Source organism: Polyangium sp. y55x31 (genome assembly GCF_029946505.1).
GTDB lineage: Bacteria > Myxococcota_A > Polyangia > Polyangiales > Polyangiaceae > Polyangium.
Genome location: NZ_JARZHG010000066.1, coordinates 1 through 14,810, shown reverse-complemented (window position 1 = coordinate 14,810; position 14,810 = coordinate 1). Strand labels below are relative to the sequence as shown.

At 70.6% G+C, this 14,810-nt stretch carries 12 protein-coding genes; 2 read left to right on the top strand and 10 right to left on the bottom strand.

The genetic code is table 11. From position 1 onward, the window contains the following. Position 1: 1 nt before the first annotated feature. The 5 genes from tpiA to trxA form a co-directional block, all read right to left on the bottom strand. Positions 2-793, bottom strand: coding sequence for a triose-phosphate isomerase (gene tpiA / locus QHF84_RS48820; protein WP_281320539.1), 792 nt, complete (start codon positions 791-793; stop codon positions 2-4). Further along, positions 790-2,022, bottom strand: coding sequence for a phosphoglycerate kinase (locus tag QHF84_RS48815; protein WP_281320538.1), 1,233 nt, complete (start codon positions 2,020-2,022; stop codon positions 790-792). The genes tpiA and QHF84_RS48815 overlap by 4 nt, the downstream gene beginning before the upstream one ends. Before the next feature lie 4 nt (positions 2,023-2,026). After that, positions 2,027-3,049: a type I glyceraldehyde-3-phosphate dehydrogenase gene (gap, locus tag QHF84_RS48810; protein WP_281320537.1), complete on the bottom strand. Its 1,023-nt coding sequence runs from the start codon at positions 3,047-3,049 to the stop codon at positions 2,027-2,029. A 144-nt stretch (positions 3,050-3,193) separates the two neighbouring features. Next, positions 3,194-5,143 carry a serine/threonine-protein kinase gene (locus QHF84_RS48805; RefSeq protein ID WP_281320536.1) on the bottom strand — a complete coding sequence of 650 codons (1,950 nt, stop codon included), beginning with the start codon at positions 5,141-5,143 and terminating at the stop codon, positions 3,194-3,196. A 108-nt stretch (positions 5,144-5,251) separates the two neighbouring features. Continuing rightward, positions 5,252-5,575 carry a thioredoxin gene (trxA, locus tag QHF84_RS48800; protein ID WP_281320535.1) on the bottom strand — a complete coding sequence of 108 codons (324 nt, stop codon included), beginning with the start codon at positions 5,573-5,575 and terminating at the stop codon, positions 5,252-5,254. A gap of 172 nt (positions 5,576-5,747) precedes the next feature. Between trxA and QHF84_RS48795 the strand changes: the two genes are divergently transcribed. Further along, positions 5,748-6,470 carry a polyprenol monophosphomannose synthase gene (locus tag QHF84_RS48795; protein WP_281320534.1) on the top strand — a complete coding sequence of 241 codons (723 nt, stop codon included), beginning with the start codon at positions 5,748-5,750 and terminating at the stop codon, positions 6,468-6,470. Positions 6,471-6,472: 2 nt separating this feature from the next. On the opposite strand, the gene QHF84_RS48790 is transcribed toward QHF84_RS48795, so the two are convergent. After that, complete coding sequence (locus tag QHF84_RS48790; protein WP_281320533.1) at positions 6,473-9,169, bottom strand: DUF2169 domain-containing protein; 2,697 nt, start codon at positions 9,167-9,169, stop codon at positions 6,473-6,475. A gap of 51 nt (positions 9,170-9,220) precedes the next feature. On the opposite strand from QHF84_RS48790, the gene QHF84_RS48785 reads away from it, so the two are divergent. Then, positions 9,221-9,796 (top strand): hypothetical protein, encoded by a 576-nt coding sequence (locus QHF84_RS48785; RefSeq protein ID WP_281320532.1) that lies wholly within the window; start codon positions 9,221-9,223, stop codon positions 9,794-9,796. Here QHF84_RS48785 and QHF84_RS48780 read toward each other — a convergent pair. From QHF84_RS48780 to QHF84_RS48765, 4 genes are all read right to left on the bottom strand, one after another. Beyond that, on the bottom strand, positions 9,793-10,944 hold the full coding sequence (locus tag QHF84_RS48780; RefSeq protein ID WP_281320531.1) for a hypothetical protein: 1,152 nt from the start codon (positions 10,942-10,944) through the stop codon (positions 9,793-9,795). The genes QHF84_RS48785 and QHF84_RS48780 overlap by 4 nt on opposite strands. Next, a complete protein-coding gene (locus tag QHF84_RS48775; protein ID WP_281320530.1) occupies positions 10,941-11,717 on the bottom strand; it encodes a hypothetical protein in 777 nt (258 codons plus the stop codon). The genes QHF84_RS48780 and QHF84_RS48775 overlap by 4 nt, the downstream gene beginning before the upstream one ends. 68 nt (positions 11,718-11,785) lie before the next feature. Continuing rightward, a complete protein-coding gene (locus QHF84_RS48770) occupies positions 11,786-12,922 on the bottom strand; it encodes a hypothetical protein (RefSeq protein ID WP_281320529.1) in 1,137 nt (378 codons plus the stop codon). Positions 12,923-13,166: 244 nt separating this feature from the next. Continuing rightward, positions 13,167-14,810: PE-PGRS family protein (locus tag QHF84_RS48765; RefSeq protein ID WP_281320528.1), on the bottom strand; the 1,644-nt coding region annotated here is incomplete at its 5' end.

The following is a 14,810-nucleotide window of genomic DNA, read 5'->3' as shown; positions in this document are numbered from 1 at the left end:
TCTACCCTCGTTCAGCGGCTTCCGCCAGCCGCTCGGCGCTGTCGATGATCTTGCCGAAGCCGGCCGCGTCGAGGGAGGCGCCGCCGACGAGGGCACCGTCGACGTCCGCCTGGCCGAGGAGGCCCTCGGCATTGTCGCCCTTCACGCTGCCGCCGTAGAGGATCCGCGTGGCCGCGGCGAGCTCCTCCGAGAGGCTCGCACAGAGGCCACGGATCATCGCGTGGACCTCCTGCGCATCCTCGGGACGGGCGACCTTGCCCGTTCCGATGGCCCAGACCGGCTCGTAAGCGATGACCCCGAAGCCGGGGCGCTTGCCGAGCTCGTCGAGGAAGGCGCGGGTCTGGCGCTCGACGACCTCGAGCGTCTTTCCAGCCTCGCGCTCCTCCAGGGTCTCGCCGACACAGGCGATCGGATGGAGCTCGGCGCGGATCGCGGCGGCGATTTTCCGCGCGATGAGCTCGTCCGTCTCGCCGAAGATCTGCCGGCGCTCGCTGTGGCCGAGGATGACCCAGGTCGCGCCGGAGTCCTTGAGCATCGGCGCGCTGATCTCGCCGGTGAAGGCGCCGGCAGGTTCGGGGTGCATGTTCTGGGCGCCGAGCATGACCGCGCTCTTCGACTCCCAGAGCTCGTGCGCGGCCGCGGCGAGCGCCGTGAACGGCGGGCAGATCACGACGTCGACGCGGGCCGAGCGGCGCGCCGCCTCGACCACGCCGAGGGCCAGGCTGCATGCATCCTGGCCGCCGGCGTTCATCTTCCAGTTGCCCGCGATGAGGGGGCGGCGCGCGACGTTCACGACGCTTCCTCCGCCACGGCGGAACGAAGCGCCTCGACGCCCGGCAGCTTGCGGCCCTCGATGAGCTCGAGCGCAGCGCCGCCGCCCGTCGAGATGTGATCCATGCCCTTCGCGATCTCCTCGCCCGCCGCGCGCACGGCCGCCGCGCTGTCGCCGCCGCCGACGACGGTGAACCCTTCGGCGCGGCTCATGATGCGCGCGATCTCGAAGGTGCCGTTCGAGAACGGCTTCGACTCGAAGAGGCCCATCGGGCCGTTCCAGAAGACGGTCTTCGCGCGCTGGATCGCGTTGCCAAAGAGCTCGACCGTCTTCGGGCCGATGTCGAGCGCCATGGTGCCGTCGGGGATCGCGTCGACGCTCACGGCCGTGCCGCTCTCCGCGTCGAGGCTCTTGGCCACGACGACGTCGACGGGCAAGAGGACCGAGGCGCCGCGATCACGCGCCTTCTGCAGGATCGTGCGGGCGAGCGGGAGTTTGTCGTCCTCGATCTTGCTCGACGCGACCTTCTTGCCTTGCGCCGCGAGGAACGTGTTCGCCATGGCGCCGCCGATGCAGAGCGTGTCGACGACGTTGAGCAGCGACTCGACGACGGCGATCTTGTCCGAGACCTTCGCGCCGCCGAGCACCGCGACGTACGGCTTCTCGGGACGATCGAGCAGCCGAGCGAGCGAGCGCAGCTCCTTCAACATGAGCAGGCCCGCGCCACGATCGCGGATCATGCGGGGAAGGGCGTGCACGGAGGCGTGGGCGCGGTGCGCCGCGCCGAACGCGTCGTCGACGTAGATGTCGCAGAGCTCGGCGAGCTGACGCGCGAAGTTCTCGTCGTCCTTCTCCTCCTCCTCGTGGAAGCGGAGGTTCTCGAGGAGGCAAACCTGGCCGGCGCGCAGGTCGTGCGTGACCTTCTTCGGGCCGTCGCCGACGCAGTCGTCGGTCAGGTGCACCTCGTAGCCCGTGAGCTCCGCGAGGCGCGCGCCGGCGGGCTCGAGGGAGCAGCCCTCGTGCTTGCCCGGCTTGGGACGGCCGAGGTGCGAGGCGAGGATGACCTTCGCGCCCGCGTCGACGGCGAGCTTGATCGTTGGGATCGACTCGCGGATGCGCGCGTCGTCGGTGATCGCGCCCGTCTTCTTGTCGAGCGGGACGTTGAAGTCGACACGGATGAAGACGCGCTTGTTGGCGAGTCCCCCGTCTTTGGCGAGGTCCTCGATCGAGCGGATGCCGGTGAGCTTCATGGCCTCACACGCCCTTCGCGGCCATGAGCTTGGCCAGGTCGATCATGCGGTTCGAGAAGCCCCACTCGTTGTCGTACCAGGAGAAGACCTTCGTGAACTTGTCGCCGATGTGCTGCGTGAGCGTGGCGTCGAAGATGCTCGAGTGCGGGTTGCCGATGTAGTCGCCCGAGACGAGCTGGAGGTCGGTGTACTCGAGGATGCCCTTCATCGGGCCCTCGGCCGCGCGCTTCATCGCGTCGTGGATCGCGTCCTTCGAGATCGGCTTCTCCGTCTCGAGCGTGAGATCCACGAGCGAGACGTCGACCGTCGGGACGCGGATCGCCTGGCCGTCGAACTTGCCCTTGAGCTCCGGGATGACCTCGCTGAGCGCCTTCGCCGCGCCCGTCGAGGAGGGCACCATGTTCACCGCCGCCGCGCGGGCGCGGCGCAGATCACCCTTGCGGTGCGGGAGATCGAGGATGTGCTGGTCGTTCGTGTACGAGTGGATCGTCGTCATGAGGCCACGCACGATCCCGAAGTTGTCGAGCATGACCTTCGCGATCGGCGCGAGGCAGTTCGTCGTGCACGAACCACACGAGATGATGGTGTGCTTGGCCGGATCGTACTGGCCCTCGTTCACGCCCATGACCACGGTGAGGTCCTGGCCCTTGGCCGGCGCGCTGATGATGACGCGCTTGGCGCCCGCGTTCTGATGCAGCGCGGCCTTCGCCTTGTCGGTGAAGAGGCCCGTGCACTCGAGGACGATGTCCACGCCGAGGTCCTTCCACGGCAGCTCCGCGGGATCCTTCTTCGCGAGGACCTGGATGCGCTTGTCGTCGAGCGCGATGTAGCCGTCGCCATGGCTCACCTTCGCCGCGCGGAACTCGCGATGAATGGAGTCGAAGCGCAAGAGGTGCGCGAGCGTGCCGGCATCCGTGAGATCGTTGATCGCGACGATCTCGAGATCCTTCTCGCCGCGCTCGACGAGCGCGCGCACGATGCAGCGACCGATCCGGCCAAACCCGTTGATTGCAATCCTCGTCGCCATCGGAGACTCCTGGAAAAAGTGTTGAACGGCGCGATACGTAGTCAGCGGGCTACGCAGGGTCAAGCGAAGGATCTGTGGCGAACGAAGGCCCCGTCCGGGCCACGATCACAGCCTCCGCCGCCCCGCCCGGCCGCGCGCCCCCGATCAGCGCGCGTGGCCGTGGAAGTAGGCCGATCCGTCCTCGGCAACCACGGTGATCCGCGGCCCGCGAGGCCAGACGAGTAAAAGTGCACTCGTAACCGACGGATCGAGCGGGACGCGGATCCACCCGCCCTCCTGCCGTTCGAGCAGGCGCGCGTCCGCGCCCACGGCCCACGCGCCGCCCGTCGACGGATCCACCGCGACACCCACGAGATCACGCGTCGTCTGCACGCTCTCGAGCGTCGCCACCGCGCCGCCGTGCGCCGGCTCGACGCGGAGCGCATGTCCCCCGCTGCCCACCGCATACGCGACGCCGCCCGGTCCCGCCGAGATCGCGTAGAGGTGCCCCGTTCGGCCCCACGGCACGTCGCGCGCGCCGCGCTCGCTGATCTCCACGAGCGTGCCTTGCGTGCCGACCGCGATCACGTGGCCGCTGCTCGTGCGCGTCACGCCCGCGAGGCGCGCCGTGTCCGGCGTGGCGAGCGTCGTCGGTGCACCTTCGTTCGGTACGAAGATCGCCACGCCGCCTGGACGCGAGGCGCGCTCGCCGACGAGCACGATCCCGCGATCGTCCGCGTGCGCCGCGAGCAGCGTGATCTCGCGCTCCGGCAGCGCGATCCGTCGCAGCCCGCCGCGCGACGAGAGCGCCGCGCAGAGCCCGGCATCTCCGAAGAGAAGAAGCTCGCCCGAGGGAAGCCGCGACAAACCTCGCACGGCCCGCACATCGATCCCCGCGGGCAGCGGCGCCAAAGACCACGCGCCGTGCGCGAGCCGATACAGGCCCCGCGTGCCGAGCGCCACGATCGCGCGGCCGTCCTCGACGACCATCGCCGCGCGCAGCCGCTCCCCTGCGATCGCGGGGCCGAGCATCTCCCACGCGGGCATCGGCGCGGCGACGGGCGCGGCCGAGGGCGGCGGCACGGGCATCGCGGCGGCGAGGCGCGCGCCCTCGGTGGATCGCGGGAAGACCGAGTCGAAGCTCACGGGCTCGTCCGGCGCGCTTCCGCCGCTCGCCGTCGGTCGCACCGCTTCTCGCAGGAGCGGCTCCAGCGCGAGCCAGAGCTCCCGGATCGATCCATGCCGCTGCTGCGGATTCGTGCTCGTCGCGCGCCCGATCTCCCGATCGAGCGCGGCCACGAGATCCGGCCGATCTCGCAGCTCCGCGGGCAGCGTCGCGCGCACGCGGCCGAGCTGCGGCCGGTCGCCCGTCACGAGGCGCAGGAGCGCCTTCGGCTTCGGCTCGCCCGGCTTCGGCGCGAACGCCGCGGTCCCGCAAAGAAGCTCGTACAGCACGGCCGCGAACGAGTACACGTCTGCCTCGGGCCCAAGCGGACCTTGCACCTGGCCGAAGCTCTCGGGCGCGCCGTACAGGAGGTTCGGCGGATCGAGCGGATCCTGGGGCCCGAGGTGCGTGACGAACCCGTCCGTGATCCGGGCCGTCTCCTGGCCGCGATCCTGCGCGATGAGCACGTGCGAGGGCTTGAGGTCGCGAAACACCGCGCCCGCCTCGTGCAAGGCGAAGAGCCCTCGGGCCACGTGCCCCATGACACGCCGCGCGCGCGCCGCGGGCAGCCCGAAGCCGCCGTGCGCGGCGATCACCCGCGCTAGGTTTTGCCCGGGCAGATACTCGCGGACCAGGCACGGCAGCGCGCCGCGTGGGCTCTCGATCGTGCCGTGATCGATCACGTGCGCGAGCCCGCGGCGATCCGAGAGCGCGGCGAGCGCGCGGTGGAGGAAGGTCGCCTCGCGAGCGAACCGCGTGAGCGACGCCGCCCCGTCGACGAGCTCGGGCCGAAACACCTTCACCGCGGCCGGCGTACCGAAGACCTCGCTCGTGGTCTTGAAGACCCAGCCGGAGCGGCCTTCGCCGACGAGCTCGCCGAGCTCGTAACGGACGCCCTGGGCGCCAGAAAGCACCCGGCCGATCAGGCTTTGTCGGAGTTCGGCGTCCACGAGAGCCAAGCTCTACGAGGAAAATGGAGCCGCGAAAAGACGCGAGCGCGAACCCCTCGTGCTCCGAGAGGCCGCGCTCGTACGTTCGTCAGGTTTCGGTGGCTCGTCTTACACGCCGAGCAGCGCGACGAGCTTTTCCTTGCTTGTCAGTCCCGCGTGCGAGCCCGTCTTCGCGCCGCCTTTGAAGACGATCACGGTGGGCACGCTGCGGACGCCGTAGTTCGCCGTGACCTTCGGATTCTCGTCGATGTCGAGCTTCCCGACCTTCACCTTGCCCTGGTACTCGTCGGCGAGCTTGTCGACGATGGGGGCGAGCGCCTTGCAGGGGCCGCACCAGGTGGCGGTGAAATCCACGAGCACCGGGACGTCGGACTTCAGGACCTCGGACTCGAAATTCGCTTCGTTGAAGGTGTGGACGTTCTTGCTAGCCATGGTGCCTCGTTACTCCGCCGGGCCGGTGGCGCCTGTCGTCGGTACCCGCACGATCCGGTAGGGCAACGAAACGTAACTTCGAGATTTGGAGCCGACAAGGCTTCCTGCTGACGCTCCCTTTCTGCTACATGACCCCACGCCTCCCCGTGCGTCGGGGAGCCCACGAGCACGCATGGCCCCGCGGATCCTCGTCGTCACGCCGACCTACAACGAGCGTGACAACCTCCCGCGCTTCGTGCGCTCCGTGCTCGAGGTCGTCCCCGCTGCGCACGTTCTCGTCGTGGACGACGCCTCGCCCGATGGTACGGGCGCCGTCGCCGACGAGTTCGCCGCCGAGGACCCTCGCACGAGCGTGCTGCATCGTCCGGGCAAGCTCGGGCTCGGCACCGCGTACGTGGACGGTTTTCGGCGCGCGCTCGATCTCGGCTACGACGTCGTCGTCGAGATGGACGCGGACCTCTCGCACGATCCGAAGTACCTGCCCGCGTTTCTCCAGGCGATCGAGGAGGGCGCGGACGTGGTGCTCGGCTCGCGCAACGTGCCCGGCGGCGGCGTCGTCGGCTGGGGGCCGGGCAGGCACGTGCTCTCGAAGGGAGGCTCGCTCTACGCGCGGTCGATCCTCGGCGTGCCGATCCGCGACCTGACCACGGGCTTCAAAGCTTTCACGCGTCGCGCGCTTCTCGCGATCGACATCGAGACGCTGCGCTCGAACGGCTACTCGTTTCAGATCGAGACGACGTACCGCGCGCTGCGGAAAAACCTGCGCGTGACGGAGGTGCCGATCGTGTTCGTCGACCGGCGCGCGGGCCACTCCAAGATGAGCCGCAGCATCTTCGCGGAGGCCGTCGTGGAAGTCTGGCGCCTCCGCTTCGACGCGATGACCGGGAAGCTCTGACGTCAGCGCATGAAGCCGCGTCGTTGCAAGCTGACGACGCGGCCCAAGGCGACGACCTTGAGCGCGGCCGGATGGTTCTCGTACTCGTCCTGCTGCATGTGCGCCTCGGCCACGATGCGCGCCTTGAAGCGCTGGAACATCGGCAGCTTCTTCGTGAGGTTCTCGGGCAGGTACGCGGGCATCGGCGACGGCGAGCCCGCGGGCACGAGGACGCTGCGGATCCAGGGCTCGCCGAAGACTGTGCGTTTCTGGTAGTGCCGCTGCTCGAGCAGCATCCGCTCGGTGTGCGAGTCGAGGTAGCTCGGCGGCAGCATGCGGTTGCCTTGCGCGAACGCGTCCTTCACCTGCTGCGTGAGCCGCTCGGCCACGCCGCTCGAAGAGGAGAGCCACGGCGTCTTCAAGAGCTCGTTCACCGTGTCGACGGTCTCCTTGAGCTTCTTGTCGCCCGCGATGAGCGGCGAGACCGCGGTGACCGTGGCCTTCAACGTTTCGAGCTCGTCGAAGGGGAAGGTGAGCTCGGCCGAGACGAGCACGAGCGGCGGCGTGAAGGTGCCGTCGTCGGCGACGGCGTCGGCGATGGCCTCCTGGATGCCCTCGGCGTCGGTCGTCGCGCCCCGCGTGAGCACGGCGAAGACGTCCTTGCGATCACGAACGTCGGGCGGCTCCTCGGGCGGCGGCTCGTCGTCGAAGTCGAGGTCGCGCGGCTCGGGTTTTTTGTCGAGCAGGAGCTTCCAGCTCGGGTGCTCGCGCATCTTCGGCGCGAATTTCGGGTCGTACCAGATGAGGTCGACGACGTCGCGCGAGGGGCCGCGGTGCGTGTACGGGCGTGGCGAGACGGCCGGCGAGGGCGAGGGCGCGCCGTCGCTCGGCGTGGACCACTGGCCCGCGGCGGCGGCCGCATTGGAGGCCGCGGCGGCGCCGACGGTCGCGGCGTTTGCGACGGCGACGGGCGGCGGGGGCGCGGCCTGCGAGGCGCTGGAGAACGCGGCGACGGCGGCCGCGCCGGCGAGGCCCGCAGCGGCCATCGCGGTCGCCGTGGGGGGGATCGGGCTCGGCGGGGACAAACTCGCGGCCATGCTGCCCACGGTCGGCGCGGGCATGTTCTCGCTGCCGCCCGCGCGCGCGGACGGGTTTGCCCAGGGGCTGTCGAGCGGCGAGGGGCTCGGCGAGGGCGGGGCCTGCGGGACGCGCGCGGGCAGAGGAGGCGGAGGCGGCGCGGAGGGCTGCGCGGCGGGCGGCGAGAACGGCGTCGCGGGCGGCGGCTGGGGCTGCGCGGCGGCGGGCGCGAACGGCGTCGCGTTCGGCACGGCCGGCGAGGGGACGCTCGCGGAGGACTTGCGCGCGGCTGAGAGCCACGGCGGCGCGGCATCTCCGGGCTGCGGACGATCGGCTGGCGCGTGCTGCGGCGTGCTCGCGGCGGGCCCCACGTTTTTCGGCGCGATGAACGGCAGGCCGCCCGCGGGCCCGACGCGGGGCTGCGGCAACGCGTTGTCCGCGCGCGGCGCGCTCATCTGGCTCAGCGCGGAGACCGCAGGCGACGGCGACGGCGGTTTGGCCGGGATGTCGCCCACCACGTCGGGCCGCAGGAACGGCACGGTCGCCGGCCGATGCGGTTTGTCCGGGGCCGGCGTGGGCCGTGCGGGCGCTTCGGACGGCGTCTCCGGGAGCGACTCGCTCGCCTGACCACTCGCGACGAGCAGCCGCTCGACGTCGGCCCACGTGAGCCGCTGCCCCGGCTCCTCCATCGCGACCACCACGCGCCCGAGCCCGTGGGGCCTGTCGAGGCCGATCTGCGCGCGCCACGTCAGCGTGCATTGCGCCCGGTCCGTGTCGATCCAGAGCGTGTCGCACTTCATCGTGAGGTCCTGCGGATTGCCGCCCGGCCGGACCACGAAGGCGCGCGGATGCAGACCCGGCAAGCTCGTCACCATCCGCGGGTGCTGCGGGTGCAGGTTCTCGAGCACGATGCGCTCGTTGTCGCGCAGCTCGTCGAGCTGCTGATCGCGGGGGGCGCAGTCGAAGTACGCGGGATCGATGTCGTCGGGCACCGGCTGCTCGCGGACGAGCTGCTGCGAGAACGACGACGCGTACGCGCCGAGCGCCTCCATCCGGCCCGGCCACGTCGGCGCGATCGGGCCATACCCGATCGGGGGGATCACGTCCGCGCGGCTCTGCACGAGCAGCCCCGGCGGCTGCAAGTTCGGCACGGGGGAGACGCCGTACGCGTCCGGCTGCGCGTCGGGCCGGATGCCCACCGGGTTCAGCGTGTCTGGACCACCCGTCGCGCGCTCGTAGCGCAGCGGCACCTTCGTCACGCCGCGCGTGTCGCGCACCGCGCCGTCCGGGCCGTACATGCGCTCGCCGAAGGCCTCGATCGATTTGTCGATCCCGCCGACGACGAGGCGCGTGAGGATCGACCGGGCCGGTTCGCCGCGCGGGGCGAACGCGTTGCCCACGAGCACCACGTCGGCGCGCACCTTGAACGGAACGAGATCACTCGGCGAGTACACGCTGCGCGCGGGATCGTCGTTCCAGTGGTTGTCGTCCTCGTTCGGATCGTCCTGGTTCGCGGCGAGGCGCGACTGGACGGGCGCGAGGTCGTACGTGGCCTTGCAGACGACCGTGAGGACCCACCCGCCGCGCCGTGGCTGCCAGAGCAGCGACGCGACCCGGAAGGGACAAACCGTGACGACCTCCATGACGGAGTGATACTAATCGACCGTCGCGAAAGCGGATACGGGGGTTCTGGCATGAACGCGATGATCTCGGCGCGGCCGTGGGTTCTGGCGTGTTTTCTGTCGCTTTTTGCGGTCGCGTGTGGGCCGCCATGGACCGTGGTGGCGAAGGCGGTGCCGAATCCGTTCGTGAACCAGCGGAACTTCGCCGTGGAGCCCGTGCACTTCGAGGGGGTCCAGATCGGCGAAAAGAGCGAGGCGGAGTACCAGGCGTCGAAGGACGCGGATCAGCAGTCGAGCTGGGACGAGGACAAGCGAGCGTTCGCCGGTGAATTCGGCCGGGAGCTCGCCGAGGAGCTGCCCGAGATCCAGTTCGTGTCCGCGCCCGCGCCGAGCCCGTTCGTAGTGCGGCCCATGGTCACCTTCGTCGAGCCGGGGTTTTACGCCTACGTGGCCGCGCGCGCCTCGGAGGTGCGGATGACGGTGGAGATCTGGGGCACGGGGCCCGAGCGGCTCGACGTGCTCGAGTTCCGCGCCGTCGTGCCCGCCACGATGACGAACCCTTCGAGCGGCGGGCGGCTGCGTAGCGCCGGTGAGATGCTCGGCGCGCAAGTGGCGGAATACCTGCGGACGCGCGTCTTCCCAGATTAATGCAGCGTGTGCCAGTCGCCGTCGTGCTCGACCTTGGGCACCTCGGCCTCCGGCGGGAACGTTTTGCCGATGTCCTCGCGCTCGCGCTCCGCGTCGACGTCGTCGATGCGCTCGATGATGAGGGGCGCGGGCCTCGGGCGTGGACGCGGAGGCGAAAGGGGCGAGGGCTCGATCGCAAGAGAGCGCGTCTCTTTGCGAGGCGCGGGCGTCGCTGCCGCGCGGCGACGCTCGAACACGCGCCGCACGAAGAGGACCAGCACCGAGAGCGCCCAGACGCCGATCCCCGCGAGGAACACCGGCAAAAAGCCGTACCGCCGCGCGAGATCCTCCCGCCACGCGAGCTCGATCTGCGCGAGGGGCGCTTCATGCGCGGCCGCGAGCGCCTGCTCGAACGCCTCACCGGTCCGGGCCCGATCGAGCGCGCCCACGAACGCCGCGCGGCGCGGTTTGTCCGTCAGGAACCGCGAAAGGTCCGCGGCCTGCGCATACGCGAGCGACGTCTCCGGCGCGTCGGCCGGCAGGCCTCCTTCGAGCGCCGCGATCCCGTGCAGGCGCCTTTGCAGCGTGGCGAGCAGCAGCGACTGCGCGCGGATCGCCGAGGCCTCGCCGGCCACGTGCGCGGCGAACCCCTCGTGCAGCCAGAGCGGCGCGGGCTTGTGGTCGAGCGCCTCGTCGAGCGCCACGTGCGCGAGCGCGTGCGGCAGGGCCACGCCGAGATCCGTCGGCTCGAGTGATCGATGCGAGCCGAGGCTCGTCACCACGAGCCGCTGCTTCGAGAAGGCGAGGGCCGGCGCATACCCGGGCACGTCTTCCATCGGGCCGAGCGAGCGTACTTCTTCGGGCACCGCGGCCACGCGGATTTCCACCGCGGCGAGGACTTCGCGGCCGAGCAGCTCGCTCATGGTCTTCCGCGCCCGGAGCACCGCGGGGATCGCGGCGCGCACGCGCTCGTGCGCGGAGGGGTGATACGCGAACGTGAGGCCTGCTTCCTGCAGCTCCAGGTATCCCGTGGGGCGCGCGGGCACGTCGGCGCGTGGATCGGTCACGAGCGGCGCGTCTTGCGGGCGTGGCGGCGCGGCGAGCGCGTCCGCGGCGAAGAGCCACGCCGCGATCGACACGAGCACGACCGCCGAGGACCACGCTCTCACGGGGCGACCTGCCCTTTCAGCCGGACCATGCCCGTCGAATCTTCCGTCACCTTCGACGTGATCAGCACCGCCGCGCCCGCGGCCACGATCGCGCCGACCGGACCCCAGAACCAGGCCGACTTGTAGAACGGCTTGCGCGCCGGCTCCTCCGGCTTCGCCAGGGCCTTCGAGGGGGTTTGCTTGGGCGCGATCGGCGCCGGCGCCGCCGCCTGCGGCACGATGACGAGCTTGCGGAGCGTCGTCGTGGCGCCCGGCCACGTGTAGCGAATCTCCCCGGCGTCGTTTCGTTCGATCGTCGGACCGAGCTCGATCGACTCGTAACGCGCCGTGCCCACGCGGAGCACGCGCGCGACCGGGCGATCACCGGCCATCGACACGGCGACCACGATCTCGGCCTTTTGCTCGGCTCCGAGCGAGGCGAGCAGCCTCCGGCTCGGGGCGTCGTCGTTCGTCGTGAGCGCGCTCCGCACCTCGGCGAGCTCGCGCTCCTTGGCAGGCGCGTCCGGCGCGACGACCTCGCCGGCGAGCACACGCGCGGCCCGATCGTCGAGTCCCGGCCGGAGTGCCTCGTCCCGGTAGATCTCGCGCGCCAGCGGCTTCGCTGCCGCCTCCACGCCGCTGCCGATCGCCACGACGACGGCCCCACGGCCGGCGGGCGCCGCCGCCGTCACCCCCGAGCTTTGCGCCTCGGGCTCGGCCGCCAGGCTGACGCCCGTAGAGCCGAGCCACGTCCCGCACCCCGCGAGGGTAAGGGCGAGCACACGAGAACGCATGCGCGGATTTTACGGAGTACCCATCGCCCCGTCAAAGTGTTTTTCGATGCGCGACGGGCCCATTCTGCTCACAGCTCGCGCTCGTAGACGCGATATTTCTTGTAAATGCGCCCGCCCATCAGCCGGATACCGGCATTGATGGCCGCGTTGTCTTCCAGGGTCCACGAGAGCTCGCCGCGCTCGAGGCCGAGCAGGTGGGCCGAGCGGTTCATGGCGACGTAGAGGAACGCGGAGAGCCCCGCGTACTTGCGCACGTACCGGTACTTCTTCTTGATGCCGAGGATGATGAGCCGCGCGCTCTTCGGCCCCTTCACGCGCAGCCGATAGAGGAGCTTCGCCACGTTGAACGGGAAGAGTTTTCCGTCGAAATCGTGGATCACCTCGTTGAGGTTCGGCAGCGCGAGCGCCACCGCGGCCGGCTCGCCGTCGATCGAGACGAGGTAGGTGATCTCGGGGAACAGGATGAGCTTCATGTCGGCCGCCATCTTGGCGAGCTCGCGCTCCGAGAGCGGCACGAAGCCCCAGTTGTCGCTCCAGGCGTCATTGAAGATGTCCATGAGGACGCGGACCTCTTCGCCGAAACGCGCGGTGTCCAGGTGGCGGACCGTCACCTCGGGCATCTTGAGGACCTCGTCGTGCGCCTTCTGCGCGCGCGTCGGCACGGAGCCGACGTCGTACGCCCACGCATAGAAGTCCTTGAGCTTCTTCAGGCCCGCCTGCTCGATGAGCCCGCCCTGGTACGGCCGGTGGTGGGGCATCATGATCATCGGCGGCGTATCGAAGCCCTCGACGAGGCAGCCGAGCTCCTCGTTGATGTTGAGCGAGAGCGGCCCGCGGAGGAGCTTCATTCCCCGCGCCCGGTTCCAATCGGCGGCCTTTTCGAGCAGGGCCCGCGCGACCTCCGGATCGTCCACCGTATCGAGGAACCCGAAGAACCCGGCCGCATCCTTGTGCCGCTCGAGGTGCGCGTGGTCGATCTGGGCCGTGATACGCCCGACGCGGCGCCCGTCCCGATAGGCGACGAACGCCTGCGCGTCGCCGTGGTCGAAGAACGGGTTCTTCTTCCGGTCGAGCCGGTCCTCGATCTCCATGTCGAGGGGACGCACCCAGACGGGATCGTCCGCGTAGATGTCCCGCGCGACGTCCAAAAAGTCCCGCCGCCGCTTCTTGTCCTTGTCGCCGAGCTCGACGATCTCGATGGCCATTGCCCGGCGTCCGTACCGTTCGGAGGCCGGCGACGCAAGAAGAAACGAGAGCGCCGAACGGTCTACCGCTCGGCGCTCTGCGAGATCGCGCAGCGAGCTCGCCTCGGGGGGTGAATCGTCCGGGCTTTGCCTGGACGAGAGGGGGACGCGAGGCGTCTCCCTCGGGACGAAAGACACAGAAGCGAAATGGGGCGGCCCGCGTACGGACCGCCCCATTTCGTTGCCTCAAGCGAGGCGCGTGGCTTCAGTTGATCTGGACGTTGAACCCGGAGGTGCCGTTGAGGCCGTTGCCGCCCACGCCGCCCTCGGGGTTCGTCCCGCCGCTCGCGCCGAGGCCGACCGCGCCCGTCGAGCAGCTATTGCCGTCGTACGTGAACGTCACGCTGCCCGTGCGGGCGAGGCACGCGCTCGGGCCGCCGCCGCCGCCGCCGCCGGGGCCGCCGGCCGAACCCTTTCCGCCGTTGCCGCCCTTGCCGCCGGGGCCGCTGTCGTCGCTGTGCGCGCCGCCGTTGCCGCCGATGCCGCCGCTTTGCCCCAGCGCGCCATTGCCGCCGATGCCGCCGTTGCCGCCCGAGCCGGTCTGGATCGAGTTCTTCGAGACGATGACCTTTCCGGACACCGCGAACACGCCGAAGCTGCCGCCGCCGCCCATGCCGCCCTTGCCGCCATTACCGCCCTTGCCGCCGCAGCCGCCGCTGCCGCCGCCGCCGCCCTTGTCCCAATCGCCGAAACAGAGCCCGCCGCCGCTGCCGCCACCACCGCCGCCGCCGCCGCCGCCGCCCTTGGCGGTCTGGGCGTTCGCTCCGTCGGTGCCGTGCGCCGGCCGGTAGAAATGTGCGTTCACGCCGCCGAGCGCCGTGCCGCCCTGGCCAGCCTGTCCTTGCGGAGAATCCGCGCCATTTTGACCGTTTCCGCCGGCCGGTCCGGCGCCGCCGATCGCGGGGGTGCAGCTATTCCACGAAGAACCCGCGCCGGCCGCGGTCCCGCCGTTTCCGGGCGAGCCGGCCTGACCGTTGTTCTCGTTCGCCCCGCCGTCGCCGCCCTTCCCGCCGGGCGAGTCGCATACCGGCGCCGCGCCGCCGATGCCGGAGTTGCTGTTTTTCTGGGCGCCGGCCGACCCCGTGAGCCCACCCGGCGCCTGCGTTTGCGCTTGCGCGGCCCCGGCCACCCCGGCGGTCCCGCTGGTCCCGCCGCCGATCACCATTTCGTTGTAGCGGACGTAGAGATTGCCCACGCCGCCGCCGAGCCGCACGCCATACGTGCTCTCGCCCGCGCCCTGCGGCGTCATCGCCTCGATCGAGATCCCCTCGATATGGGTCTCCTGATCGATTTGCGGCGCGTAGAAGACCGTGCCCGTGGCCCGCACCGTGGTTTTCACGGCCGCCGAGCGACGGAAACGGAAATCGGCATCGTTGTGGTCGAATCCGCCGTAAATGCTGATTCCCGAGACCACGGTCACGGCCTCGTTGTAAATCTCGCCCGACAGGCAGACCGACGGAACGCCCTTCGCCTGCGCCTGCTGGATGGCCGCGGCGATCGTCTGCATCGGGTCCTGCCGCGTGCCTGCGTTCGCGTCGCTCCCCGCGCCGGAGGAGACGTAGATGCACTGCTCGGCGACGCCGTCCGTCCCGTCGCAGTTGTCGTCCTTGTATTGGTCGTCGATCGGATCCTTGTCGGCGCTCACCAGCGTGCACTGGTATTCGCAGCCGCACTGCTCGGCGCCCGTGAGCGGGTTTCCGTCCACGTCCCAGGTGCCCGTGGGGCAGCCCATGGAGCAGGGATCGACCATCCCGCCGCCCGTCCCGCCACCGCCCGCGCCGCCCGCACCGCCCGCGCCGCCTGCACCGCCTGCGCCGCCTGCGCCGCCCGCGCCACCTGCACCGGCCTC